The organism is Gelidibacter japonicus (assembly GCF_010725055.1).
Classification (GTDB): Bacteria; Bacteroidota; Bacteroidia; order Flavobacteriales; family Flavobacteriaceae; genus Gelidibacter; species Gelidibacter japonicus.
The window spans coordinates 112,010-137,140 of record NZ_BJKB01000010.1 but is presented as its reverse complement, the minus strand read 5'-3'; the positions used below and the strand labels follow the sequence as shown (position 1 = coordinate 137,140).

The 25,131-nt window shown below is 37.4% G+C and carries 23 protein-coding genes; 11 read left to right on the top strand and 12 right to left on the bottom strand.

The genetic code is table 11. The features are described 5' to 3' along the window. Nucleotides 1-4 precede the first annotated feature (4 nt). The 6 genes from G6N06_RS11725 to G6N06_RS11700 form a co-directional block, all read right to left on the bottom strand. On the bottom strand, nucleotides 5-376 hold the full coding sequence (locus tag G6N06_RS11725; RefSeq protein WP_163516936.1) for a VOC family protein: 372 nt from the start codon (nucleotides 374-376) through the stop codon (nucleotides 5-7). 222 nt (nucleotides 377-598) lie between these two features. After that, nucleotides 599-1,024, bottom strand: coding sequence for a VOC family protein (locus tag G6N06_RS11720; protein ID WP_163516935.1), 426 nt, complete (start codon nucleotides 1,022-1,024; stop codon nucleotides 599-601). Nucleotides 1,025-1,092: 68 nt separating this feature from the next. Continuing rightward, nucleotides 1,093-1,452, bottom strand: a complete 360-nt coding sequence (locus tag G6N06_RS11715) for a DUF2200 domain-containing protein (protein ID WP_163516934.1) — start codon at nucleotides 1,450-1,452, stop codon at nucleotides 1,093-1,095. 346 nt (nucleotides 1,453-1,798) lie between these two features. Next, nucleotides 1,799-2,875, bottom strand: a complete 1,077-nt coding sequence (gene glk, locus G6N06_RS11710; RefSeq protein WP_163516933.1) for a glucokinase — start codon at nucleotides 2,873-2,875, stop codon at nucleotides 1,799-1,801. Nucleotides 2,876-3,194: 319 nt separating this feature from the next. After that, a complete protein-coding gene (locus G6N06_RS11705) occupies nucleotides 3,195-6,176 on the bottom strand; it encodes a serine hydrolase domain-containing protein (RefSeq protein ID WP_163516932.1) in 2,982 nt (993 codons plus the stop codon). Nucleotides 6,177-6,245: 69 nt separating this feature from the next. Beyond that, nucleotides 6,246-7,418, bottom strand: a complete 1,173-nt coding sequence (locus tag G6N06_RS11700) for an acyltransferase family protein (protein WP_163516931.1) — start codon at nucleotides 7,416-7,418, stop codon at nucleotides 6,246-6,248. A 437-nt stretch (nucleotides 7,419-7,855) separates the two neighbouring features. Here G6N06_RS11700 and G6N06_RS11695 point away from each other — a divergent pair, with 437 nt between their 5' ends. Continuing rightward, nucleotides 7,856-9,463 carry an FMN-binding glutamate synthase family protein gene (locus G6N06_RS11695; RefSeq protein WP_163516930.1) on the top strand — a complete coding sequence of 536 codons (1,608 nt, stop codon included), beginning with the start codon at nucleotides 7,856-7,858 and terminating at the stop codon, nucleotides 9,461-9,463. Nucleotides 9,464-9,566: 103 nt separating this feature from the next. Here the strand turns inward: G6N06_RS11695 and G6N06_RS11690 are convergent, their stop codons facing one another. From G6N06_RS11690 to G6N06_RS11680, 3 genes are read right to left on the bottom strand one after another with little or no spacing between them, the layout of a single operon-like run. Beyond that, nucleotides 9,567-10,556, bottom strand: coding sequence for an MlaD family protein (locus G6N06_RS11690; RefSeq protein WP_163516929.1), 990 nt, complete (start codon nucleotides 10,554-10,556; stop codon nucleotides 9,567-9,569). Between the two features lie 4 nt (nucleotides 10,557-10,560). Further along, complete coding sequence (locus tag G6N06_RS11685) at nucleotides 10,561-11,310, bottom strand: ABC transporter ATP-binding protein (RefSeq protein ID WP_163516928.1); 750 nt, start codon at nucleotides 11,308-11,310, stop codon at nucleotides 10,561-10,563. Further along, the gene (locus tag G6N06_RS11680) at nucleotides 11,311-12,093 is read right to left on the bottom strand and encodes an MlaE family ABC transporter permease (RefSeq protein WP_163516927.1); all 783 of its coding nucleotides are present in this window, start codon (nucleotides 12,091-12,093) and stop codon (nucleotides 11,311-11,313) included. Between the two features lie 465 nt (nucleotides 12,094-12,558). On the opposite strand from G6N06_RS11680, the gene G6N06_RS11675 reads away from it, so the two are divergent. Beyond that, nucleotides 12,559-13,095 carry a hemerythrin domain-containing protein gene (locus G6N06_RS11675; protein ID WP_163516926.1) on the top strand — a complete coding sequence of 179 codons (537 nt, stop codon included), beginning with the start codon at nucleotides 12,559-12,561 and terminating at the stop codon, nucleotides 13,093-13,095. A gap of 43 nt (nucleotides 13,096-13,138) precedes the next feature. Here G6N06_RS11675 and G6N06_RS11670 read toward each other — a convergent pair whose 3' ends face one another. Beyond that, nucleotides 13,139-13,891 (bottom strand): DUF2249 domain-containing protein, encoded by a 753-nt coding sequence (locus G6N06_RS11670; RefSeq protein WP_163516925.1) that lies wholly within the window; start codon nucleotides 13,889-13,891, stop codon nucleotides 13,139-13,141. Between the two features lie 429 nt (nucleotides 13,892-14,320). On the opposite strand from G6N06_RS11670, the gene G6N06_RS11665 reads away from it, so the two are divergent. The 5 genes from G6N06_RS11665 to G6N06_RS11645 are packed head-to-tail and all read left to right on the top strand — an operon-like array spanning nucleotide 14,321 to nucleotide 17,953. Beyond that, nucleotides 14,321-14,551, top strand: coding sequence for a DUF2249 domain-containing protein (locus tag G6N06_RS11665; protein WP_163516924.1), 231 nt, complete (start codon nucleotides 14,321-14,323; stop codon nucleotides 14,549-14,551). Nucleotides 14,552-14,591: 40 nt separating this feature from the next. After that, entirely contained in the window at nucleotides 14,592-15,539 is a 948-nt protein-coding gene (ric, locus tag G6N06_RS11660) for an iron-sulfur cluster repair di-iron protein (protein ID WP_163516923.1), read from the top strand. Then, a complete protein-coding gene (locus tag G6N06_RS11655) occupies nucleotides 15,539-16,351 on the top strand; it encodes a DUF2249 domain-containing protein (RefSeq protein ID WP_163516922.1) in 813 nt (270 codons plus the stop codon). Before ric ends, G6N06_RS11655 begins: the two co-directional genes overlap by 1 nt. A gap of 1 nt (nucleotide 16,352) precedes the next feature. Further along, entirely contained in the window at nucleotides 16,353-17,633 is a 1,281-nt protein-coding gene (locus G6N06_RS11650; RefSeq protein WP_163516921.1) for a cytochrome C oxidase subunit I, read from the top strand. Beyond that, entirely contained in the window at nucleotides 17,630-17,953 is a 324-nt protein-coding gene (locus G6N06_RS11645; protein WP_163516920.1) for a metal-sulfur cluster assembly factor, read from the top strand. The genes G6N06_RS11650 and G6N06_RS11645 overlap by 4 nt, the downstream gene beginning before the upstream one ends. Nucleotides 17,954-18,177: 224 nt before the next feature. On the opposite strand, the gene G6N06_RS11640 is transcribed toward G6N06_RS11645, so the two are convergent. Continuing rightward, nucleotides 18,178-19,056, bottom strand: coding sequence for a universal stress protein (locus tag G6N06_RS11640; RefSeq protein WP_163516919.1), 879 nt, complete (start codon nucleotides 19,054-19,056; stop codon nucleotides 18,178-18,180). Nucleotides 19,057-19,108: 52 nt separating this feature from the next. Continuing rightward, nucleotides 19,109-20,782, bottom strand: coding sequence for a BCCT family transporter (locus tag G6N06_RS11635; protein ID WP_163516918.1), 1,674 nt, complete (start codon nucleotides 20,780-20,782; stop codon nucleotides 19,109-19,111). Nucleotides 20,783-21,693: 911 nt separating this feature from the next. Here G6N06_RS11635 and G6N06_RS11630 point away from each other — a divergent pair. The 4 genes from G6N06_RS11630 (at nucleotide 21,694) to G6N06_RS11615 (ending at nucleotide 25,127) form a co-directional block, all read left to right on the top strand. Next, entirely contained in the window at nucleotides 21,694-22,326 is a 633-nt protein-coding gene (locus tag G6N06_RS11630; RefSeq protein ID WP_163516917.1) for a Crp/Fnr family transcriptional regulator, read from the top strand. 69 nt (nucleotides 22,327-22,395) lie between these two features. Further along, entirely contained in the window at nucleotides 22,396-23,220 is an 825-nt protein-coding gene (locus G6N06_RS11625) for a sulfite exporter TauE/SafE family protein (protein WP_163516916.1), read from the top strand. A gap of 128 nt (nucleotides 23,221-23,348) precedes the next feature. Beyond that, complete coding sequence (locus tag G6N06_RS11620) at nucleotides 23,349-24,758, top strand: MBL fold metallo-hydrolase (protein ID WP_163516915.1); 1,410 nt, start codon at nucleotides 23,349-23,351, stop codon at nucleotides 24,756-24,758. A gap of 99 nt (nucleotides 24,759-24,857) precedes the next feature. Next, on the top strand, nucleotides 24,858-25,127 hold the full coding sequence (locus G6N06_RS11615; RefSeq protein WP_163516914.1) for a heavy-metal-associated domain-containing protein: 270 nt from the start codon (nucleotides 24,858-24,860) through the stop codon (nucleotides 25,125-25,127). Nucleotides 25,128-25,131 lie beyond the last annotated feature (4 nt).

The following is a 25,131-nucleotide window of genomic DNA, read 5'->3' as shown; positions in this document are numbered from 1 at the left end:
AAAATTATCTGTGTTGGTCAATCAATATATTATTCCCGTCTGGATCTGTCAATGTAATGTATTCTGGCCCGGTGGTAGTTTCAGCTGCTTCTTTGATTAATGTTATCCCATCAGTTTTTAATCTCTTCTGAATACTTCTTACATCGTCAAAATCCTCCAAATTTTGAGCGTCTCCATCCCAACCTGGATTGAAAGTGATAATATTATCCTGAAACATGCCTTGAAAAAGACCAATTACGGCATTTTCATTTTTAAGAACGATCCAGTTTTCATCCAAATTTCCAGCTTTGTAAGTAAAACCCAATTTTTCATAAAATTCTTTTGATTTATGAATGTCCTTTACCGATAAACTAATTGAAAATGCACCTAATTTCATATTTTTAATCGTTTTTTAATCGTATTTATAACTTTTTAAAGCAGACTTAATAATCATGCCTATTCATTTCATCATCCCGAAATGACAATTTCAAGCATATTAATTAGATCATCATAATGTCAAATCTGCATTTCAACATCTTCTGATCCTCTCTCACAGTTATAGTTGTCAGAAATATTTCTGAGGATCCAATTATTATAACTTTATTCTTCTGTATTAAAACTATTTTGTTCTTCCTATAACAAGCTTTTCATATTCTAGGTCATTAGGTTCCCATAACTCAATTTTATTCCCTTCATTGTCTAGAATATGCACGAATTTCCCATATTCAAAAGTCTCTATTTCATTCAAAATTGTCACACCATTTTGTTTCAATTGATCAAGAAGTTTTTCAATATGAACGACCCTATAATTGATCATAAATTCCTTTTTCGAAGGTTCAAAGTGTGTTGTATCACCCTTAAATGGGCTCCATTGCGTAAACCCCTTTTTTGATGGGTCACCTCCTTGGTACCACTCAAAATTGGTTCCCCATTGGTCGGTATCAAGACCTAAATTTTCTTTGTACCAATCCTTCATCCCATCAGGGTTTTCAGTTTTAAAGAAAATTCCTCCAACCCCGGTTACTCTGGGTTTTTCATCACTCATAAATTTATTTGTTTAAATCGTTTTACTTTCAAGCCCGAGAAAACTTAATCTTCTGAAAAAAAATAGTGCTATCTTAAGATCTTTTCCATCTTACGACCTTTTGCCAATTCATCCACCAACTTGTCCAAATATCTCACTTGTTGCGTCAATGGCGTTTGGATTTCTTCAATGCGATAGCCGCATATGACACCTTTAATGAGATGAGCATTTGGATTCAAATTAGCTTCCTGAAAAAAAGTTTCAAAAGTAGCCTTCTCAACAATGAGCTCTTGCAGTTTATTTTCATCAAAACCGGTCAACCACTCAATCACTTGATGCAATTCATCTAATGTTCGATTTTTCTTTTCAATTTTTGTGATATAATGAGGATAAACTGAAGCAAAGGTCATTTTTGCCACTCTCTCATCGTGTTCTGGCGTTGTTTTCATCAATTCAGGATTTGATCGCTCTAATTTACTAATTTTCAGTTTTATTCTTCTATAATATACCTTGTTTCCAATTCATATCTGATTGCAGCGGGAGTTTATAGGGTCTGATTTTATTGATTTTCCTAACCTCGGTGTTTTGACATAAGATTTAATAAAACAGTTAATAAGCTTCACAATCAGCCAAATATCAACTCCATCCGAGAACTTCCGGGGATTAAATCCTCCGGTGAAAATTTAATAATCATATGAAATAAAAGTGTATTTATTTCTCTGGTTAAGCCTTGGATAATAGACAAAGGAACAATGAAGTCATCATGGCAATTGGACTGAGCAGGGCTTTTACACCTCAATTTTCAATACCCATTGCCGCATAATAAGCAGCACCCATCATTGGCGTTTTATCATTCAACACTATTTTTACCGGAATGGATTTTAATAAAGTCTCCATACGACCGACCTCAATAAACGTTTTATAAAACTCCTTTTTATCAATCAGACTGAGAATTTTCGGCACGATTCCGCCACCAATATAAATACCGCCAGTAGATTTGTTCTTTAGAGCAAGTTGTGCCGATTCAATACTAAGGTATTTCACAAAAAGCTGAAGTGTTTTGACACAAACCGGGTCACTTTTTTCTTTGGCAGCAGTAGAAATCACAACAGCGGGATCTCCATCAAGAAATTGTTTAGTAAGCCAATCCGGTTCCTTTTCACCGCCATGCTTTCGTAAAAACTGATAGATATTATGAATGCCTTGTCCGGAAATCACTCTCTCCCAACTGACATGTCCAAATTTTGCATTTAAAAATTTCCAAAGTTCAATATCTACTTGATCCCTGGGACTAAAACTGCAATGCCCACCTTCACTCGCATAGGGATGAAAATGTGAACCGTCCCAATACATGCCAGCTTCACCCAGCCCTGTACCGGGAGAAATAATTGAAGCATTGCCTTTGCTTATCTTGCCTTCGGTAAGAATTTCAAAATCAGATTCTTTAAGTCCTGCAAGTCCGTAGGCATTGGCATGAAGATCATTTATGAGCATGATGCGCTTGATATTCAGATCGGATTCTAATTTTTTTGCATCTATCTCCCAAGCAAAGTTGACGCCTCTAACCTTATCTCCATCCACTACACCAGCTACACCCAGACAGGCACAATCAATTATATAGGTCTCTTCACCTCGAAATTTACGGATGGACTCCACAAAAGAAGCGTGATCTTTGGTCGCATAACGTTGTTTTTTGACTGAAATCAATTTGCCTTTTTCAATTTTGAAAAGTGCCAGATCAGTTTTGGAACCTCCAACGTCAGCCGCCAGGACAATTCCCGAATCTGGCAGGTTTTTCTTCTTTGAAGGATAGGCCATTGGTATGTTGGCATCGGGAATATCGGGCAAGGAAATTGATTTCAATTTTTCCATAATTGATCAAGATTTGATTTGAGACTGTAAAATACTCTTATTATTAGAATCCACCAATCTACCTCCAATAAACTATAGGCACAATCTGAAATTATCGTTTTTTTTCAGTATTGCCCAAGAAAAGAAACCAACCGATTTGACAGAATTAAATCCTTCATCTTGCTAATAAACCCACTCGTTGTTTTAATTTTATTCGAGACCAATAATTTCAGCTAACTTTTAGTTTTTGATCTTTTGGTCTTTTCCAAATATGCGTTTAACTTTCCCTACTTATCGTAAGACTTTGATAATTCAATTTCCATTGTCAGGATAAAGCATCTTATGGCTGTTGTTTTTCATCAGCTGCTTTTAAAGAATCATATAGTATTTGCTGGATTTGTGTACGGGTGTTTAGTTGATACAAACGATGATTCTCACGGGTGGGTGTCACACGATTGGATAGGAAAATATACAATAAATCGGCCTCTGGATCCATCCAAACCATAGTCCCTGTAAATCCTGTGTGGCCAAAGCTCAGGTCGCTGGCATCGGGTGCAGTATTATTCACTATTCCATTCTTATCGGGACGACGACGACGTTTGTCAAAACCTAAACCTCTCTTATTATCTGAATCAGGAAATTGGGTTTTAGTAAAATTTCTCAGAGTTTCCTCTTCAATATATCTTTTCCCACCATATTCTCCCATATTGAGGTACATCTGCATCAATTTGGCAAGATCATTGGCATTTGCAAATAGTCCTGCGTGGCCGGAAACCCCGCCAAGCATGATCGCTGCTTCATCATGAACCGTCCCGTGAATAGGAATATGGCGGAAATAATAATCGTTTTCGGTAGGGACAATTTCTTTTAACATAAACTTATTCAATGGATTGTAAGTAATTGTAGTTGCGCCCAAAGGTTGGTAAAAATTGCTTTGTAAATAGTCTTCAAAATCCTCTTCAACCATACTTTCAACAACGCGCGGTGATAAAATGAAAAAGAAATCGGAATAGACATAGGCCTTCTTTTCCAACAAAGGGGTTTTTCTTATCTCCTTTACGATTTTATCAGAATAGTTACGGTGCAGGAACATATTTTCAGTAATCTTTATCGGGTATCTGGCAGAAGAATCTTTTTTCACGGTCCACCATTTAAAACCACCGTTTTTGCGGTACATGTCTTGGTAAAAAGGAATCCACGGTCGGAAACGTGCTTGATGGGTCAGTATATCACGAAACGTAATATCTGCTTTGTTGCTGTGCTTGAATTTTGGCAAATAATCGGCCAAAGTACCATTCAAATCGAACCTTCCTTCGTCATATAACTTCATTAAGGCTGCCATGGCAGAAGAAATTTTTGTGACTGACGCCAAATCGTATAAGTCGTCCTTTTTCACCTTTATAGTATCGCTGTAACTTTGAAGTCCGTAGGCTTTATAAAACACAACTTTTTGGTCTTTCGCCACCAAAACCTGTCCGCCGGGAATGGCTTTTATTTGCATGGCTTGCTGCATTAAAGAATCAATTCCGCCAATCAAAATCCGGGAATCCATCCCAGCGGCTTCGGGAATGGTGTAACTGAAACGTAGGCCGCCCTCAATATCCAAGCCATCTCCTGATTGAAATTTCTCCCCAATACTCACCGGTAATTTCCCGTTGGCTCCTATCCCACCGAAAATAAGCTGTGCGGTCAGCTCCTGAGTGTTTTTGCTGTCTTGATAGGCCACTATAAGTCCGGAAGTCTTTTCAATATTTTCGATATCATTCAGGACATAAGGATTTTTGAAAAAAGCGAACACTGTATTTTCCTTCTCGGTTAGTTCGCTGATAAATTCTTGGACCGAAGTTGAAAGCTCTAGTCTATTGCGAGGAAATTTACTCGTATCATGAATTCCCGTGATGATATAATCAAAATCATTAAGTTTTTTCTTCAATTCTAAAACCTGCTCAGGAGTGGCCTTAAGTGGTAATTGGAAATCTTCCACCTTGGTGTATAGTTTTAAACTCTTCTGAAATGGAGTTTCACTTTCAGCCCCAATCGAAACAGATGCAAACTTCACCAAATCCAATTGGCGAAAAGGAAGCAAATTGGTGTCATTTTTGAGTACTGTGAGAGACGCAGCAGTCAACATTCGGTTTAACAATCTGGCTTCGGGTGTATTTAACTCGGTCACAATATTTTTGGACGTGATGGGCTTATACTTATCTAATCCTACCCATTGTTTTACTGCCAATACTTTTCTGACTCTTCGATCTATTTCTTCCTGACTAATCAATCCTTGTTTTATGGCCTTTTTGATCTCTGAAATGGCCTTCGGAACATTTTCTGTGAATTCCAAAAGATCATTTCCTGCAAGAATAGCGTCCTTATCTACAATTCCAGGTGAATGCGTATTGGTAATGGCTTTCATGTTCATGGCATCGGTGACTATCAAGCCTTCAAAACCCATTTTATTTTTAAGCAAATCGGTTATAATTGGCTTGGATAATGTGGAAGGAATACCAGTGGAATCAAGCGCAGGAATATTCAAATGTGCTACCATAATACCGCCGATTCCCGCTTCAATTACTTTTCTAAATGGAAATAATTCGAGGGTATCCAATCGTTCTATTGAATGATTGATTTGTGGTAAGGCAAAATGCGAGTCTGTGTCCGTATCGCCGTGCCCTGGAAAATGCTTGGCCGTGGTCATTACAGAATTATCCTGCATCCCTTTCATATATGCCACCGATTTTTCCGCCACATTGTACTTATCTTCTCCAAAAGAACGGAAATTTATTACTGGATTTTTCGGATTGTTGTTGACATCCACTACGGGTGCGAAATTAACATGTAAACCCGTACGTTTTATCTGACGAGCGACCTCAGTCCCCATTTCATAAATAAGTGCATTATCCTTAATGGCGCCCAAAGCCATCTGGAATGGATAACTTATGGTGCTGTCCAATCGCATTCCCAAACCCCATTCGGCATCAATGGCCCCCAAAAGTGGAACCTTTGAGGTGTTTTGGTATTCATTCATCAGCCTGACCTGAGTTTCTGGATCACCCTGAAAGAAAATAAGTCCGCCAATGTTCTGTTCTTTTATCAGCTTTAAGATTTCCTGTTTATGATCATCACCCCTATTGGAATAGGCCGCCACCATAATGAGTTGCGCAATGCGTTCGTCGGGAGAGAGACTTTTCATTATGGAATCTACCCACGGACTGTTTTCATATTTTAAAAATGGTGGTTTTTCAATAGCGTTTTGTTGAGCCATAAGTACCTTTCCGGATATGAAAAGCATCAAATAGAAGATTATGGAAGTCGATTTTTTAGTCATTTTATGTTATTTTACTTTTATAGAAATTATCCCTGAAGGATTTTTATTTTTAAAATTCAACGATTCGAATTAAACTTTGATGTAAATTTTTCGTTTGTCCATCCAATAGCCCATCAACCACATTAGCAGTACAAAACTAATGGCAAATAGCAGCGAGGCATTATAATCTGTGAGCCAACTGAGGTACAATCTCTGATATAACCAGGTTTTCATGCCTATTCCATCAAATCTGACAATGTTCATCACCATTACAATAATACCCGACATGGCAAAAATAAACAATGGGTTTTTACCAAAAACCTCCATGGAATACGTCCATTTTCTAAAAGACAAAACTTCTATGATCCAAATTAGACCGCTAATGATAATCAAATCCCATCCTGTGGAAAAAACCACAAAAGAGCTTGTCCAAATGCCTTTATTAATAGGAAAAACCACATCCCAAAGCAAGCCAATTAAAAGTAGAATCAGCCCCGCAACCCCAAGCTTCCAAACGGTGGCCAAGGTGTTTCCAGATTTCTGTATAAATTTTCCAGCCACATAGCCAGCTATCACATTAACAACGGCCGGGATCGTGCTGAGCAAGCCTTCGGGATCAAAAGGAAAGCCGTGGCCCTTCCATAAATTTTCTGGAGAAAAGACAAGAAGATCAAATTTTAAAGCCGCATTTCCCTTCAAACTGTATGGGGCTGACGGATCGCCAAAATAATACATGATTGCCCAATAAACTAGAAGTAAAGCAATACTTAGGATGATACTGATATTTAATTTTAAATAGCGCAACATAAGTGAGGCAAAAAAATAACACAACGCGATACGCTGTAAAACACCCATGATCCGCATTTGAGAAAGATCTTTCAAAATCAGCTCGCCCTCAGACCATTGCACGAAAGGAAAAGCACTCAGAAATAATCCTATGGCAAAAATGAGAAGTGTCCTTTTGATTACTTTACCCCAAAAAACGGCATCTGTTTGCTTTTCAAATTTCTTCATACTAAAACTCATGGCATTTCCTACTACAAAGAGGAAAGTAGGGAAAACAAGATCAGTAACCGTAAACCCATGCCATTCTGCATGTTTAAAAGGCGCATAAATACTTCCCCAGCTTCCAGGATTATTTACCAAGACCATCAGCGCAATGGTAAGTCCGCGCAAAACATCAAGTGAAAGATAACGTGGTTTTTCAAGAATAGTAGTTGGATTTGCTGTTTTTGGCTTATTTGCAGGAAGGTCTGTGCTCATTTTATGTTGGCTCTCGCTATTTTAGTTTTAAGATGGAATAAATTGCGCATCAAAATAGAAAATTTTCGGATAGAAATCATCTTTTAAGGCTTTACTTTTTTGGACAGTTGAAGATTTGATGAACTCTATACCATATTCACTAAACATCAAATCCTTGTATTCCCATTTTGTTAAGCATTCATAGAATAAAAGTGTGCCATTGCTCTTATTGGAGTGTCCTGATGCAGACGAATGTATTAATTTAAAAATCGCTGCCCAATAACACCAACACCCTCATTATCAATGATCAGTACATTCCTTAAATTTCAATCTGAATTTTCGATAAAAACACCTTTATATTTAGTACTTTACAGCTAGAAATAAACGGATCAATAAAAATTCACATGAGTGCTATGTAAATGCTTAATATATAGCTGTGAGCCTAATAAAACTCTGTTATGCGTACTAACTTCTATATCATATCAACTGCTTCACTTTTGATAACCCTTGCCTTATCCATTTTTTTAAGTCCTAATTGGTATGTGCTATTTGCCATCGTACTTGTCCTAACTATTCTGGGATATTATGATGCGATTCAAACACGACATACTATTATGCGAAACTATCCCGTAGTAGGGAGGCTCCGCTATTTGTTGGAAGATTTACGACCTAAAATGTATCAATATTTTATTGAATCGGATATTGATGGCCGTCCTTTTAATCGCGTCGATCGCTCCACGGTGTATCAAAGGGCAAAAGGTGTACGAGACACTATTCCTTTTGGAACCCAGCTGGACCTCTATGCGGAGGGCTACGAATGGATTTGTCATTCCATCGCACCAAAACCTTTTGAGTCATTGGATCACGATCCTCGATTTATAATAGGGAATAAGGATTGTAAACAGCCCTATTCGGCCAGTATTTTAAATATTTCAGCCATGAGTTTTGGTGCCCTAAGTGCTAACGCCATTGAAGCTTTAAATGCTGGTGCCAAGATTGGGAATTTCGCCCATAATACCGGAGAAGGAGGCCTGAGCGATTATCATTTAAAACATGGAGGAGATTTAATTTGGCAAATTGGCACAGCTTATTTCGGTTGCCGATATGAAGATGGGAAATTCAATCCTGAACTTTTTGCTGAAAAGGCAAAGCACCCCAATGTAAAAATGATTGAACTCAAAATTTCCCAAGGTGCCAAACCAGGACATGGCGGTATTTTACCGGCCGAGAAAAACTCAGAGGAAATTGCTCGAATCCGACACATTACGCCACATACCAGAGTCAACTCTCCACCCTATCACTCCGCATTTAATTCACCCATTGAAATGGTGGAGTTTATTCAAAAACTTAGAGATCTTTCTGGCGGAAAACCAGTGGGATTTAAGTTGTGTATTGGTTATAAAAGTGAGTTTATATCCATTTGTCAAGCCATGTTGGATCTTGATATCTATCCTGATTATATTGCTGTAGATGGTGGCGAAGGAGGCACCGGTGCTGCACCACCGGAATTCAGTAATTATGTTGGTGCCCCATTGATTGACGGTCTCGATTTTGTCCATAATATTCTGAATGGATTGGACATACGGAAACATATCAAACTCATTGCCTCGGGCAAGATTACTTCTGCATTTCATGTGGCTAGAGCAATTGCTTTGGGGGCTGACGGATGCTATCAGGCTCGCGCCATGAAAATGGCCTTGGGCTGTATTCAAGCCTTGCTCTGCAATACCAATAAATGCCCTACCGGAATCACCACTCAGGATCCAAAACTGACCATTGGGTTGGTGCCTGAAGACAAGAAGGTACGTGTGGCAAATTATCACGAAAAAACAATAAAAAACTTTGTTGAACTTTTGGGCGCAACCGGCTTGGATGAAGCCAAAAACTTAACGCGTTCCCATATTTATCGTCGTGTTTCGCTAAATGCTATGATCACTTATGAAGAGCTTTTCCCGTCCATAAAAGTAGGATCTATGCTTGACCCAGAACTTATTCCAGCGAAATATAAATCGGATTTTGCCCAGGCCAACAAAAATCGCTGGGGCATCCATCCCATTGCAGTTTAAAATGGATTATTGCTGGTTTATCCACCAACGCCAATTGAGTCTTATTGAGTTCAACCTGATAAAAATATTCTGAAATCGGTTTGAGCTCGATAAGATCTAACTCTTATTCATTTTTCTTGGCCTCTTTCCGCTCCTGCCGTTCCTTTTTCTTAAAATAACCGCGGAAAAAGAAATTGTGCTGCAAGGCTTCCATATTTTCATTTAGCTTTTCTGATGCCTCTTTTATTTGAATCATGGTAGAATCTATATCCCTGACGAAATTTTCATCTTGAGTAATATAATTTACGGCTCCTTTACCTGATTTTAATTCGTTTAAATAGTTATCCAGATTTTTTGTGACCACATTAATATCCTCGCTTGACTTTTCGAGATTGGCAATGACGCTCCTAATTTGAGTCGCTGCAGCAGTATCGCTCAAAATTACGGCGGCGGCACTTTCGTCATAATTAATTTTTGAAATTATCTTGTTAATATTGTCAATAGCCAGGCCGGTACCTTCTGAAGTTTTTCTAAGTTCAACCATCGATTGACGAATATTTTGAGCTAAGATAGTGTCATTGATAAATGCTCCCAAAGTACCTTTGCCCTCCAAGATTTGATTGGTTATTTTCAATAAATCAGAAGTCAATAAAGCGGCATTTTCATTCGTGGTGTTCAAGGTTGAAAGCATATCATCCGCTCCAATTTTACTGTAAGACTGAATAGTATCTCCAGAGACAACCCCTAGAGCTTGACGGAGTTTTCCTGGGATGATATTAACGACCATACTACCTACCAAACCGTCCGAACCAATTGAGGCGACGGCATCTTTTTTAATATAATTTGCCGTTTTCTCTTCTACTGACATTTGGATTATAATCTTGCCAACTTCAGTCATTTCAATTTTACTGACCGTTCCAACATTGATACCAGAATAGCGCACATTATTGCCTATTTGCAGTCCATTCACATTACCAAAAACAGCATATATCTGAATGTTTTTACTGAAAATATGCTGTCTTTTCCCAATGGAATAAAGCGCAGCAATGAGAAGAATAGTGCCCACCACCACGAAGATTCCTACCTTTATTTTTTGTGAAGTCGATTTTGCCATAAGTCTAATTTTTAAAGAATGCACGAGTTTGCGGATCACTCGAATTTGAAAGCTCTTCATACGTACCCTCGGCATAATTGATACCATCCACCAGCAATATTATCCGGTTAGAAATAACACGTGCACAATCTACGTCGTGGGTAATTATAAGAGATGATGTGTTATATTCCTTTTGAATGCTTCGCATAAGTTGAATGATCTCGTTTGCCGTAATTGGATCCAAACCTGTAGTTGGTTCATCATACATAATGATTTTCGGTTTTAATATCAACGCCCGAGCCAATGCCACCCTACGTTGCATTCCACCAGATAGTTCTGCAGGCATCAAATCGATGGCGTGTAAAAGTCCAACACTTTCTAAAGCAGCCTTTACCGATTCTTCGGTTCCTTGAAAGTTCTCAACTTTGTCCTTATGTCGCCGAAGGGGAAATTCCAGATTCTCCCGAACGGTCATCGAATCATACAAGGCACTTCCCTGGAAAAGAAAACCGATTTCAGTTCGTAAAAAGTCCAATTCCTTTTGGCCCATAGTGATGATATTTTGATCTCTAATGGTAATGCTCCCGCTGTCGGGCTGAATTAAGCCAACAATGCACTTGACCATTACAGACTTCCCTGAACCAGATTTTCCCATAATTACGAGGTTTTCACCCTCATATAGCTGAAGATTAAAACCTTTGAGCACATGGTTATTGCCAAAGCTCTTTTGGAGATCTTTCAATTCAAGGACGGGTTTTCTGTTTTCTTTATTCATCTATAGTTCAAAAAATATATCAGAAACAAATACGGCAATAAAGTCGATTATAAAAAGCAACATAGAGGTATACACCACCGCAGAATTTGATGCTTCTCCTACTCCAACCGTTCCCTTGGCACAGTTATATCCCTTATAAGTTCCTACAAGTCCGATGGCAAACCCAAAGAAAACGGTTTTAACCGTCGCCGGAAGCACATCACTAAAACTCAAGGCATCAAAAACCTTATTAAAATATAAAGTATAAGACACATCACCCTTTAAATTCTCAACAATGGCAGAACCAATCAAGGCAATGGTATCACCAGCGATCACCAACAAAGGCAACATTAAGGTAACCGCCAATATTCTGGTTACTACCAAGTATTTAAACGGATTGGTGCCTGAGACTTCCATAGCGTCAATCTGCTCCGTTACGCGCATTGATCCGAGCTCAGCCCCTATTCCGGAGCCAATTCTTCCAGCACATATCAATGCTATAATTACTGGACCAATCTCTCTTACAATAGAAATACTGATCATAGAAGGCATCCAGGACTCTGCACCAAGGTCCATTAAAGTGGGACGGGATTGAAGCGTAAATACCAAGCCCAAAATAAATCCTGTCACGGTCACTAAAAACAAGGAACGAATACCCATATTGTAACATTGTCGAATCAGTTCCTTAAACTCAAAAGGCGCACTGAACAATTCCCTAAAAAAACGTCCGGCAAAAAAGGTCATATCGCCTATTTCAGCGAAAAACGATTTTGTACGGTCAGAAAATGAGTTTGGTTTGGACATGTAAAGGTGGTGAAGTTCAAATATAGAACAGATTTTTTTTAAAAAACATGATTTAGGTCACTATTAATGGGACATCATTCCTGACCTCACAGGTTTATAAAATCTATTGATGTGAATTTTCATGGGTTTTATTGATTTCAATTTTTATTCAATAGACCATTGGCAAAAATAAAAACTGCCAAAAGCAGTATATTTAATGGTTTGCTTGACAATAGATGACAAATTATTTATTTGAATTCCCACAACATTCATTAAACTTATGGACTACCTCGCTGACATCAAAGATCTGAAGTCAGAATCATGAAGCTATTTTAGGAATAATTGATCACCAATTTTAAAATCATAAATCAACATCCATTACGAGCATACAAACAGCTTTCCTACGAAAATTCTATATTTGTTAGGAGATATGTCTATATAATTTATTAGCTATATAAGCGAATTGAATTTAGAACTTAAGAATCCATGAACAAAATCTTACACCAGTTTTTCACCAAAGATCATCATCGCATTGAGAAGATATTGAATAACGCGACTGAAAACCCTGACAGAATTGATATGGCCTATTATCATCAATTCCGAACACAATTATTAAGACATATTAAAATGGAAGAAAAAATTCTATTTCCAGCCGTCAAAAAAGTAAATCCTGATGTGGCAAAGGCACTTCTTCCTCAGTACCGACTTGAACATGGTGCACTGACCGCGCTTATGGTGCCTCCACCTAACATGTCATTAATAAAAGTGATACGGTATCTGTTAGATAAACATGATCTGGCTGAGGAGGAACCAGGTGGTTTATACGATGTGTGTGAGCGCTTGACTCAGGGTCAAACCCAAGAGATTTTAGACCAACTTCTCGCTACCAAAGAAGTTCCAGTCCATCCACCCAACCCCGCACCAATTGCAATGGCATCCGCCAGGCGTGCCTTGGAAAGAGCTGGTTATGATTATGATAACATGCTCCGAAACGCTGAAAGCCAAAATAATAAACACATTTAAAAGGGAACATGAAAAAAGGGAACCTTCTCGGCTCCCTAAATAATCATTCTTTGGTTTTGATGACTCTGACCTTCCATTGGTCAGGACCTTTTTCAATGTATTCCCATCTAAAAGGGTCTTCGCTTTCTGCTTCCATCTGATAATAGAGAGGTATAGGATCGTGGTCGTTAATGAATTCAAACGCTTCTCCAAGTTTTGTATCAGCAAAGGCTTTGTAAAACATGTCATGGCGTTCTGTTGGTGGGAACGGACGCAAATCGAATTCATTTACTATGGCAAATCCATCATCACCTAATCCGCTTTTAACTTTTTTAGTGATATGAACCACATATTCATTTGGCTCTTGCTTTTTATAGGTCCAAGAATGTTGTCCTTCAAATTTCTGAGTAAAAATATCATGGATTTCCTTTGGATTTTCAGCAGCGATTATTTCCAAGATATCTCCTGGTTCCATCATGCCATAACGGTGAAAGACAATTTGTTTCCACTCTTTTTCGTCAGCGTTCCGAAGATCGAGCAAAGTCGATATTTCGGTAAACTCTCTACCTTGTGATGCTTCTGTTCGAGTAACTTTTACAGTCCATTCCCTACCTCCTCTATTAAGATATTCCCACCCAACCACATCGCCATAAATTGAGCGAAACTCATAATAAAGTGGAATCGGGTCGTGATCGTTGATAAAAACAAAACTATCCTCAACGGGTAATTCCTTGAAAAGCTGAAGTAATTGTCGATGTCTTTCAATGGGAATATGCACGCGCATATCCAATGCATCTATCTCTGTTTTAGTATTCAAAATGATTTAGTTTAAGATGTGAATTTTTAACGATTTTCTTATGATTTACACGCTCTATCCAAGAGCATATAATTCTTAACGGCGAAGATAAATAGTTTCATTTACACTACATAAATTATATCGGACAATTTTGTCCTAAATAAAGAATTTTGTTTAAATTTGTACCCAAAATCAGCAAAATTGTTTTTAGAGTTATGGAAGTAAGAAACAAAAAAACACCCTATTCTTTGATGCTTAATCGTTTTTAAGAAATCAGACAACATCCAAATAAAATTCTTTGACATACCCTGTCAATTCAACACAAATTTGATTAACAAAGGCAAAAATCTGAAAATTAAATCCCAAAATAGGGCCTGCAAAAAACAAGTGATGCAGGCTCAATTTATAATCATAAGAAATAAATACTATAATCTATTAAATCAAATAAAAATGGAAAATTCAAACATACTCAATGCAACCCTTCTTGAACCGAGAATTAAACACGCTACCATCTTTGCCCGATATGATGCGCTTCAACCGGGAGAGCATTTTATTTTACACAATGACCATGATCCAAAGCCGCCTTATTACCAACTGATTCAACTAAGAGGCGATGTGTTTATATGGGAATACTTAGAGCAAGGCCCTGAATGGTTTAAAATAAAAATCACTAAAAAATAAACAATCGGGCAACCCCGTATATTAAATAATTTTGGACAAAATGGAAACAACAATAGATAACATTCTTAATGTCACCTTGTTAGAGCCTAAGCATAAACATCCTACCATTTTTTTGCGCTACGATGCGCTAAACGAAGGAGAAAGCTTAATCATTCATAATGATCACGATCCTAAACCCCTGTACTATCAACTTCTTGGAGAGCGAGGAAATGTATTTACCTGGGAGTATTTGGAGGAAGGTCCTGTCTGGTGGAAAGTTAAAATAAGAAAGAATATTGCTGGAGAAATCGATGAAACCATGGGAGAACTTGCAGCCAAGGATTTACGCAAAGCGGAAGTCTTTAAAAAGTATGGTCTAGATTTTAGTTGCGGCGGGAAAAAAACGGTAAAAGAAGCTTGTGCCGAGAAAGGACTTGATGTGACTAAAGTAGAACAGGAATTACAGCAAACTGATAAGGTACCTGCCTCACACCCTATGCCTTATGATGAATGGGAATTAGACTTTCTTGTAGATTATATTGTAAACACTCATCACCGTTTTCTTCGAAAAAACCTTCCAGATATCACTACAAATGCGAATAAAGTAATGGAAGTCCACAGTGATCTCCACCCTGAGTTAGTGGAAATCAATCATCTTGTAAAAGCTTTAAACTCCGAATTAATAGAACATATAGGAAAAGAAGAAAAGATGCTGTTTCCTTATATCAAAGAATTGGCTCGTACAGATAAAAGTACGCCACGGCCCCAATCAGCTTATTTCAAATCTATAGAAGATGTTGTCGGAAATCATGAAAAGGAACACGAGACCGTTGGAAATAGTTTGAATAGAATCAAGACACTTACCCATAACTACGTCTTGCCCGAAGATGCTTGCGCGAGTTATTCCTTATTGTATCGAATGTTAAGGGAATTTGAAGAAGATACGCTACTGCACATTCATTTAGAAAATAACATTCTGTTTCCTAAGGCCATTCAATTAGAAAAATAATGATGAAACCAATTAACGCCAATACCAAAATCGCCCGTATCATAAAAGAACATCCGGATGCTCTGGAGGCGATTATCAACATCAGTTCAAAGTTTGAGACCTATAGAAATCCGCTATTGAGAAAAGTGTTTGTTGGCAGGACAACCTTAGCCATGGCAGCAGAAATGGCGGGATGCGAGATGACGGTTTTCTTTAATAAACTCAAACCGTTGGGATTTGAGATTGACCAGGCAATTTTGCCCGTAGAGGAGCAAACAAAAAAGCTACCCGCATTTATCTCCCAACTGTCTAAGGAGCAGATTATTGATTTTGATGTGCGTGAATTGTTGGCATCAGGCAAAGATCCGCTTAACTTAATTTTAAATAAAATTAAAACCGTCCAGTCGGGTCAAGCTTTAAAGATCATTAACACGTTTGAACCAGTTCCGCTGATTAAAATGCTTGAAAATCAAGGATTCGCTGTTTATTCAGATGTGATAAGTGATGATTTGGTGGAAACCTATTTTCATAAAAAAACGGAAACGGAAGCTATTTCAACAACACCTAAAGCAAGTGCCAGCAACGGTTGGGATGAGGTCATGGATAGATATAAGGACTATTTAGTCACGGTAGATGTACGTCAACTTGAAATGCCACTTCCCATGCACACCATTTTAACTGAGCTTGATAAACTACCAAGGGACAAAGCTTTGTTTGTATATCATAAACGTATTCCTGTTTTTTTACTGCCCGAATTGGCAGATCAGAAATTTGAATATCGCATCAATGAAATCAGCGATGGCAATGTACAGCTCTTAATATATAAAAATTAACATGTTTGTAGCTGGTGGCAACTTAGTTAAAAACACGTCATATAAAGTGGTCATTCCTTTTTATGGCTATGCAGCTTTATCGTTTTTACTATCAACCATTTTGATCATGCAAAATACTGTTGCATTTACCCAGCATTATTTTAACCCCTATACCTTGGCAATTACGCATACTTTAGCCTTGGGCTGGGGCACAATGATTATTCTTGGAGCGAGCCATCAGCTATTTCCAGTACTGATTGAAGGTAAATTACACAGCAATTTATTGGCACACTTATCCTTCTATTTTGCCGCCATTGGAATTCCTTTGTTAGTTTTCTCATTTTATAAATTTAATATGGGAATCGTAGCACAGACCGGAGCAATTCTTATAAACCTTTCCATCATCTGTTATATTGCCAATCTCATAATGAGTATCTCCAAAAGCAAAAAAGGAAATGTGCATGCCATATTTGCGATTACTGCTGCCTTTTGGCTAATACTGACTACCGGATTAGGGTTATTGTTGATTTATAATTTCACCTATAATATTCTTTCACAAGATTCTCTATATTACCTTTCTTTTCATGCGCATATGGGAATTATTGGTTGGTTTCTAGTTATGGTCTTAGGCGTGGGGTTCCGATTGATACCCATGTTCCTAATTTCAAAATATGAAAACAAAAAAATACTTTGGTTCGTATATGCGCTTATTAATGGAGGATTGCTGAGTTTCATTCCTATCATTTTTATGTCGCTGGAATTTGGTTTGTACCTCATCCCCATAGTATTAATTGGTATGGGCATTATACTTTTTGGATATTATATAAAGCAATCCTATAGCAAGCGTATTCGAAAAAAAGTAGATGGTCAAGTGAGAATATCTATGGTTTCTGTTGCTTTCATGGTCGTTCCAGTGCTCATTCTGGTTGGGATCATTACAGTGTTCACTTCAATGAATAACGTAAAATTTGTATTGTTATACGGCTTTACCATATTTTTTGGATGGATCACAGCCATCATTCTGGGCATGACGTTTAAAACACTTCCTTTCATTATCTGGAATAAAGTATATCACAATATTGCGGGCTTAGGCAAAACTCCAAATCCCAAAGAACTTTTCAGTACGCCAATTTTCATAGCTACCACGGCAGCTTATATCATAGGGTTTGTAGTATTTGGATACGGCATCGTTAGTACGGATTTGCTTATATTAAAAGTAGGGGCTGTTTTCTTACTTGCTACCGCACTATTATATAATTTAAATGTATTCAAAATTTTATTTCATAAAGCACAACTAAAATGAACATAAAAACAAATAACGAAAGTAAAAAAGCTATCGCCCTAGAGGGGTTATATCATGTCATGGATCCAGAAATTGATTTGAATATCGTCGATTTAGGTCTGGTATATCAGATCGATTTCAACGAGAAAGAAAAAGAAAATGTTGTCACGATGACCTTGACCACCCGCTTCTGTCCGATGGGTGAATCCATCGTGGATGCCACAACACAATCTATGCAACAATCGTTTCCCAATGATAAAATTAGGGTCAATCTCACTTTTAATCCACCTTGGGATGTCAGTATGATTTCTGAGGAAGGCAATAAATTTTTGAGTCTTTAGCATTTTAAAAATAGGACCTCATAATTGCAGGTCTCTGTGTGTTGGTCAAAAAGTATAAAATTTCTCGTGCAGATTTCGCTCAGCACAAATTTGATAGGAATCGACTAGAAACCTCCATATTAAACCATAGTTTGGGTAAAACAGGTTGACCATTGAAAATAGCCTCTCCTGAAAGAATCGAGAGAGGCCATCAAAAGCAAAAACCTAATTTTGAAAAATGTTATTTACCGTATCACCAATAATGGCATTTTTCTATTTCTAATCAATAAATCGTTGGTCACACTTCCTACAAACAAGGAAGTGATAGTGTTTCCACTTCGAGCTGAAACCACGACAATATCAAAATCCCCCTTTTCTGCGTGAAGCTCAATGGCTTCGACTACGGACAGATTTTCTCTATCGGTGTAGCGAAACGGAATTTCTTCCCGAAGTTTATATTTCTTTCGAAATTGTTTGACTTTTTCCTTTAGATGATGCTCCGTTTTATCAATCGCCTTTTCTGTGTTAATATAGGGGAAGAAAAATGAAGGAATATTATAAACATGTAAACCTTCTATTTTTCCGCCAGAACGTTCGACCAAACTTTCGGCAACTGAAAAACACTTTGCGGAGTCCGAGCTAAAATCGGTCGGGACCAAGACGTTTTCCATTCTGTGCTTGGCTTCCTCAGGGACCAATAAAACATGGGCATCAAGCATTCGCACCAATTTTTGGGTCAATGCACCAGTACCCTGCAGTTCATCCTTATTGCCGGTGACCATAATATCGATTTTATACTCTTTGGCGAGATGGGTCAAAATGCTCTCCGTATAATCATCGGAAGTGATCAATACGGTATGTGGTACGGCAGCTGTATAATGCCTTTGGATTGATCTTTCCAAGCCTCTATCTACAATATCCTCTACTGTAATGCCTTCTTCCAGGAACTCATCGTATAGATCGTATAACTTGTATTGTTTGATGTTATGCGTAAAATATAAATGCTCAATATTCCACACATTACAAAGAAAGCTGACGTAACTTAGCAAAATGGGATCCATTTCGGTAAGGTCTAAAGCGACCATCAGTTTTAAATCGTTATCTAATTTTATTTTCTTTGTCATTTTTATAGTTTAAGGGTTACTAGCTTTAATCGTAACATCGATTTGCAAATACTTATATATCAGTTATTTTAGGCTTCTTTTTAGGTTGGATTTCAGGGTCTATTTTTTTCAAGTTTCTCTCTTCTCGCTCCTTGTTTACCAATTCAATTATATTTTTTCTGTAAGATTCCCTTTCCAAAAGTTTTTCCTTTCGTTCTGACTTTTGATAATCTTCGTTAACTCCTCTGTATAGTGATAAACACATCATTACCAAAAGTATGGCAAAAGGCAATCCGGAAATGGTCACTACGGTTTGGAGTGCGTTCAGTCCCCCTCCATACATCAAGACCGCAGCAATCAACCCAGTGGCAACTGCCCAAATCACTCTTTGGTATCTTGGCGTCTTTAATTTTCCACCAGAGGTAATACTATCTACGACCAATGCTCCTGAGTCTGCCGAGGTAATAATAAAACTACAAATCAGGATCACGCCCAAAACCTTCAACAACATTGCTAATGGAAACTTGTCAAAAAACACATAAAGTGCCGTAGAAATATTATCATTTACCGCAGCAATCATGGCTGTATCTCCAAGGAGAATATCGCGCATGGTAGTTCCTCCAAAAGCACTAAACCATAGGAAAGTAACTAAGGCCGGAAGAATAAGAACGCACAGAACAAACTCTTTTATGGTTCGTCCCCGAGAAATCCGGGCGATAAAAGTTCCGACGAATGGCGACCAGGAAATCCACCAACCCCAATACATGATGGTCCTTGTTTTTTGCCAATCGGTACCTTGTAAAGATTCGGTCCAAGTGGACATATCTACAAAATGTACCAAATAACTTCCAATATTTTGGATATAAGACTTAAAAATAAAGGTTGTAGGGCCTAAAATAAGAACTAATAAAAAGATAGCAGATGCTACTCTAACGTTGAGTTTACTTAGCATTTGAACACCTCTGTTCACTCCGCTAAACGCTGAAATGGTGGCCGCTAACGTAACACCCAAAATTATAAGAACCTGATAGAACAAGGCATTCGGAACGCCAAACACATGGGTAAGCCCTGAGTTGATCTGCCCTACACCAAACCCGATGGTCGTTGCCAGACCAAAGAGCGTCGTAATTACCGCCATAATATCAATCAAATCTCCCATCCACCCGTGGATTCGGTTTCCTAGCAAAGGATAAAAAGCTGAACGTAAGGTAAGGGGCATTTTTCTATTAAACGTAAAGTAAGCTAATGAAAGACCAACAACTGAGTAAATAGCCCAGCCATGTATGCCGTGATGCAGAAAAGAAAAATTAATGGCCTCTTGGGCAATAAGCGCAGGTTCTTGACCCGCCAATCGCGGCGGATTTAAAAAATCCCTTACAGGATCTGCAATACTAAAAAGTACCAATCCAATTCCAATTCCAGCACTAAAGAGCATTGCAAACCAAGCCCATAGGCTAAACTCAGGTTTTGAATTCTTTCCTCCAATTCGTATGGCACCAAATTTACTAAAGGCCATATATAAACAAAAAACAATAAATAAGTTTACGGCTAGAGTGTAAATCCAACCGCCGTGGGCAGATACAAAAGTTTGGGCCATTCCAAAATAATAATCGGCTTCCTGCTCAAATATCAGAGTGAAGCCAATGCTAAAAATAATGACAGAAATTGCGCTTAAAAAAACAGTTTTATTTACAACGAGACCTAAGAATCTTGATGCACTTTCTTTTCTGGTAACTTTAATCGACATAAAAAAATGGTATATATATATATATATATATATATATAAAATGAATAGTTAGACTAGTTCTTCTCTATAGAAAAAATAGGAAATGTAATTTTTGAGATGTCTTTATTTAGTGCATCTTAAAATTACTAAAAATAATGAAAAGCGTCAGCGGTTTTTGCCTCGGATAGCATGAGGCCTCAATAATAAAGTATAAAAAATGTTATGAATTCTATGGATTACAGAAAAATGAAGTTTAATGATCTTCATAAAAATATTATAATTATTAGTGCCGCTCATAATAGCATATTATAATGTTCTTTACAAACTTTTAGCGTCTAATCTTCTAAGAACTTCCATTGAATACTGAGAATCATCATGAAACAGATAAGATTTAAGTAATTTTGCTCGAACTCAATGGATTTTGATCAACATTGGTCTGAACAAGTAAAACACTTGACGGCAAAACAAACCTCTGTTTTGGAAGCCATTTTAATATCGTTTCCAAAATAGTAACATTTTTTTAAGCCCACAAAATTCTAAAGTTCGCTGATCACACACCACAACTTAAAATTTCAATCGTGGTATTGAATTTTACAAAAGCTATATTGATGAAAACTAGATCTCTTATGATAGAATCAAGAACCTCGGGGTATTAAAACCCACTGGTGGGAATAAAAAACAAATCGTATACTCTCCCTAAAAAATAAAAGTAAAATCTCTACCTAACATAGTCACTTACTTTATTATCTTGAACCGGTATTTTTGAAATGGGATAAACTTGCAATTAGTTATTATAGCATCATTTCAAAACACCAATATATCATGTCGTTAAACATTAAGAAGAACAAACCCTGTACGATTGGGACCTGATCAATAACATGGATCTTATTTTAAATTAAAATCAATTTTAAATAACTAAACGCAATCTAAAAATGATCAATGAATTAAAAAAAAGTTACGGGCACTTATTTGAAGATGCTTTACTCAATGAAATAGTCCAGGCAGGGACTTTCAAAGAGATTCCTGAAGGTTTCAAAATGATGGAAATTGGAGAATATGTAAAATCCATGCCATTGTTAATTTCTGGAGTTATTAAAGTATTGCGCGAAGACAACGAGGGCGACGAACTTTTGCTTTATTATTTAGAAAAAGGTGAAACCTGTTCCATGACCATGACCTGTTGTCTGGGTCAAAAGCAAAGTGAAATCAGAGCCATAGCAGAAACGGATACCAAATTAATCATGGTGCCAGTTGGTAAAATGGAAGAATGGACTGCAAAATATAAATCGTGGCGCAATTTTGTTTTTGAAAGTTACCACAACCGTATCAATGAATTACTGATGACCTTGGACAGTATCGCCTTCTATCAAATGGATGAAAGGTTGACACAGTATTTACTCGAAAAGGTACGTGTCAATGAAAATGATATTATAAATAGCACGCATCAAGAAATAGCTTATGACCTGTACACTTCTCGCGTAGTCATCTCAAGATTATTAAAAAAGATGGAGCAACTTGGCAAGATAGAGCTTGGGAGAAACTATTTAAAAATAATAAAATTATAAGAATTATGTAACCCATGTTACCTCACTTGCAATGTAAACGGGGTATTTTTGTTGCATAAGTTACAACGTATGGAATTAATTGAGGTTTTTGGATATATAAGTGCATTGGCAATTGGTGTTTCATTAGGTATTATTGGTGGTGGGGGTTCAATTTTGGCAGTACCCGTTTTGGCCTATTTATTTTCAATTGATGAGAAAGCTGCAACAGCCTATTCCTTATTTATTGTAGGTGCCAGTGCACTGGTTGGTGGGGTAAAACAACATCGTAATGGTTACGTAGATTGGAGAACCGCATTTGTATTTGGCATTCCGTCAATACTCGGTGTTACGCTAGTTAGGTATTTTGTGATACCGGCATTACCTGAATTGTTATTTACAATTGGCGATTTCGAATTTACACGACGTATGGGAATGTTTGGTTTTTTCGCGTTATTGATGATTCCTGCCGCGTTTTCAATGCTTAAAGAAAACAACAAAATCGATATTAACAAAAACCAGAAAACCAAATACAACTATCCTTTAATTGTACTTGAAGGTTTACTTGTTGGTGGAATTACGGGGTTGATTGGTGCCGGTGGTGGATTTTTGATCATTCCAGCATTGGTGATATTAGCAAAAGTGGAAATGAAAGTTGCTGTTGGCACTTCGTTGATAATAATTGCATTCAAGTCACTATTGGGCTTCTTTTTGGGAGACGCCTTAACAATGAGCATAGATTGGGCATTTTTAGCACTTTTTACAGGTCTATCTTTTGTAGGTATCTTCATCGGAAGTTATTTAAGCAATTTCATAAATGGTGAAAAATTAAAGAAGGCTTTTGGTTATTTCATTTTTGTCATGGCAATCTTTATATTTTACATGGAATTTAAAGTAAAACATCAATTTGTAACCTAGGTTACTGCAAAAACTAATAAGAGTTTATACCTTTGAACAAATTTTACTCACCAAACCCAGGTCAAACCAATACTCAAACGATTATTGAAATTTCCTCAAAGAGCATCGTGGACAGAAATTTTTAAACTATGAAAATAGAACAAATTTATACAGGTTGTTTATCACAAGGCGCCTATTATATTGAAAGTAACGGAGAGGTCGCAGTCATAGATCCATTAAGAGAAATAAAACCATATGTCGATAGAGCAAGAAAAGACGCTGCCAAAATAAAATATATTTTTGAGACCCATTTTCATGCTGATTTTGTTAGTGGCCATGTTACTCTTGCCAAAGAAACTGGGGCAGAAATTGTTTATGGACCAAATGCCAATCCCTCCTTTGATGCCATTATTGCTAAAGACAATCAAGAATTCAAACTTGGGGATATTACCATAATTGCCTTGCACACTCCGGGGCATACCATGGAAAGCACAACCTTTCTTTTAAGGGATAAAAACGGGAAGGATCATGCGATATTCAGTGGAGACACCTTGTTTTTGGGTGATGTAGGCCGACCTGATTTAGCACAAAAAATGGGTGTTTTAACAGAAAGGGATTTAGCTGGTTTTTTATTCGAAAGTTTACGTACTAAGATTATGCCCCTAGCTGATGATGTCATCGTTTATCCAGCACATGGTGCAGGTTCTGCTTGTGGCAAAAATATGATGAAAGAGACCGTAGACACTCTGGGCAATCAAAAAAAGATGAACTATGCTTTGAGGGCCAATATGACCAAAGAAGAATTTATCGATGAAGTAATCGATGGATTGCTGCCTCCTCCATCCTATTTCCCACTTAATGTTCAAATGAACAGAGAAGGTTATGAACACATTGATGATATTTTAAGAAGAGGCACCCAAGCTTTATCAGCAGACGCATTTGATACTGCTGCCAATGAATCTGGTGCCATTATATTAGATGTCCGAAGTCAGGAAGAATTTGCAAAGGGACATGTTCCGAGATCCATTTTTATTGGGTTGGACGGCGGTTTTGCGCCTTGGGTCGGAGCTCTAATTGCGGATGTTAAGCAACCTATTTTATTGGTCACCCCAGAAGGAAGAGAAGAAGAAACCGTAACAAGATTGTCACGGGTTGGGTTTGATAATACGTTGGGCTATCTTAAAGGTGGTTTTACAACTTGGAAAAAAGAGGCATTCGAATATGATACCGTAACCTCAATCCAAGCCACGACATTCAAAGAAATTATCGCTACAGATAAAGTTTCCATTTTCGATGTCAGAAAAGAAGGGGAATATGAATCTGAACATGTATTAAACGCCAACAACACGCCTTTAGATTATATCAATGAGCATTTGGTAGAATTTCAACGCAACCAAACATTTTATGTGTATTGCGCGGGCGGTTATAGAAGCATGATCGCGGCATCTATTTTAAAAAGTAGAGGCATCCATAATATCATTGACGTGGCAGGTGGATTCAACCAGATAAAAGAAGCAGGCATTTCTGTATCAGAGTACACCTGTCCTTCAACATTGTAAACCAATCACAAAAAACAAAACCTAATTATGAATGTATTCTGAATAATTTTCGGAACGAAAACCCAAAAAAGGATACAACTTAAATTATAATTAAAAATTATGAACACTTCAATAGTTGTACAAAATCTAAAATGTGGTGGCTGTGCAAATACTATTACCACTAAGCTTTCAACCATAACAAACATTAATAATTTGCAAATAGATTTAGACCAGAGTAAACTATCCTTCAATTATTTGAATGAAGGCGATTTGCTCCAGGTCAAAGAAAAATTAAAACAGCTTGGTTATCCGACAGTTGAAGACAGCAACTCTTCAATCTCAAAAGCAAAATCCTTTGTAAGTTGTGCCACTGATAAACTTTCGAAGTAAAAAC

Excerpts from the sequence above, each read along its gene's own strand:
- G6N06_RS11725 (WP_163516936.1), bottom strand. The coding sequence starts at position 376 with ATGAAATTAGGTGCATTTTCAATTAGTTTATCGGTAAAGGACATTCAT.
- G6N06_RS11720 (WP_163516935.1), bottom strand. The coding sequence starts at position 1,024 with ATGAGTGATGAAAAACCCAGAGTAACCGGGGTTGGAGGAATTTTCTTT.
- G6N06_RS11715 (WP_163516934.1), bottom strand. The coding sequence starts at position 1,452 with ATGAAAACAACGCCAGAACACGATGAGAGAGTGGCAAAAATGACCTTT.
- glk (WP_163516933.1), bottom strand. The coding sequence starts at position 2,875 with ATGGAAAAATTGAAATCAATTTCCTTGCCCGATATTCCCGATGCCAAC.
- G6N06_RS11705 (WP_163516932.1), bottom strand. The coding sequence starts at position 6,176 with ATGACTAAAAAATCGACTTCCATAATCTTCTATTTGATGCTTTTCATA.
- G6N06_RS11700 (WP_163516931.1), bottom strand. The coding sequence starts at position 7,418 with ATGAGCACAGACCTTCCTGCAAATAAGCCAAAAACAGCAAATCCAACT.
- G6N06_RS11695 (WP_163516930.1), top strand. The coding sequence starts at position 7,856 with ATGCGTACTAACTTCTATATCATATCAACTGCTTCACTTTTGATAACC.
- G6N06_RS11690 (WP_163516929.1), bottom strand. The coding sequence starts at position 10,556 with ATGGCAAAATCGACTTCACAAAAAATAAAGGTAGGAATCTTCGTGGTG.
- G6N06_RS11685 (WP_163516928.1), bottom strand. The coding sequence starts at position 11,310 with ATGAATAAAGAAAACAGAAAACCCGTCCTTGAATTGAAAGATCTCCAA.
- G6N06_RS11680 (WP_163516927.1), bottom strand. The coding sequence starts at position 12,093 with ATGTCCAAACCAAACTCATTTTCTGACCGTACAAAATCGTTTTTCGCT.
- G6N06_RS11675 (WP_163516926.1), top strand. The coding sequence starts at position 12,559 with ATGAACAAAATCTTACACCAGTTTTTCACCAAAGATCATCATCGCATT.
- G6N06_RS11665 (WP_163516924.1), top strand. The coding sequence starts at position 14,321 with ATGGAAAATTCAAACATACTCAATGCAACCCTTCTTGAACCGAGAATT.
- ric (WP_163516923.1), top strand. The coding sequence starts at position 14,592 with ATGGAAACAACAATAGATAACATTCTTAATGTCACCTTGTTAGAGCCT.
- G6N06_RS11655 (WP_163516922.1), top strand. The coding sequence starts at position 15,539 with ATGATGAAACCAATTAACGCCAATACCAAAATCGCCCGTATCATAAAA.
- G6N06_RS11650 (WP_163516921.1), top strand. The coding sequence starts at position 16,353 with ATGTTTGTAGCTGGTGGCAACTTAGTTAAAAACACGTCATATAAAGTG.
- G6N06_RS11645 (WP_163516920.1), top strand. The coding sequence starts at position 17,630 with ATGAACATAAAAACAAATAACGAAAGTAAAAAAGCTATCGCCCTAGAG.
- G6N06_RS11640 (WP_163516919.1), bottom strand. The coding sequence starts at position 19,056 with ATGACAAAGAAAATAAAATTAGATAACGATTTAAAACTGATGGTCGCT.
- G6N06_RS11635 (WP_163516918.1), bottom strand. The coding sequence starts at position 20,782 with ATGTCGATTAAAGTTACCAGAAAAGAAAGTGCATCAAGATTCTTAGGT.
- G6N06_RS11630 (WP_163516917.1), top strand. The coding sequence starts at position 21,694 with ATGATCAATGAATTAAAAAAAAGTTACGGGCACTTATTTGAAGATGCT.
- G6N06_RS11625 (WP_163516916.1), top strand. The coding sequence starts at position 22,396 with ATGGAATTAATTGAGGTTTTTGGATATATAAGTGCATTGGCAATTGGT.
- G6N06_RS11620 (WP_163516915.1), top strand. The coding sequence starts at position 23,349 with ATGAAAATAGAACAAATTTATACAGGTTGTTTATCACAAGGCGCCTAT.
- G6N06_RS11615 (WP_163516914.1), top strand. The coding sequence starts at position 24,858 with ATGAACACTTCAATAGTTGTACAAAATCTAAAATGTGGTGGCTGTGCA.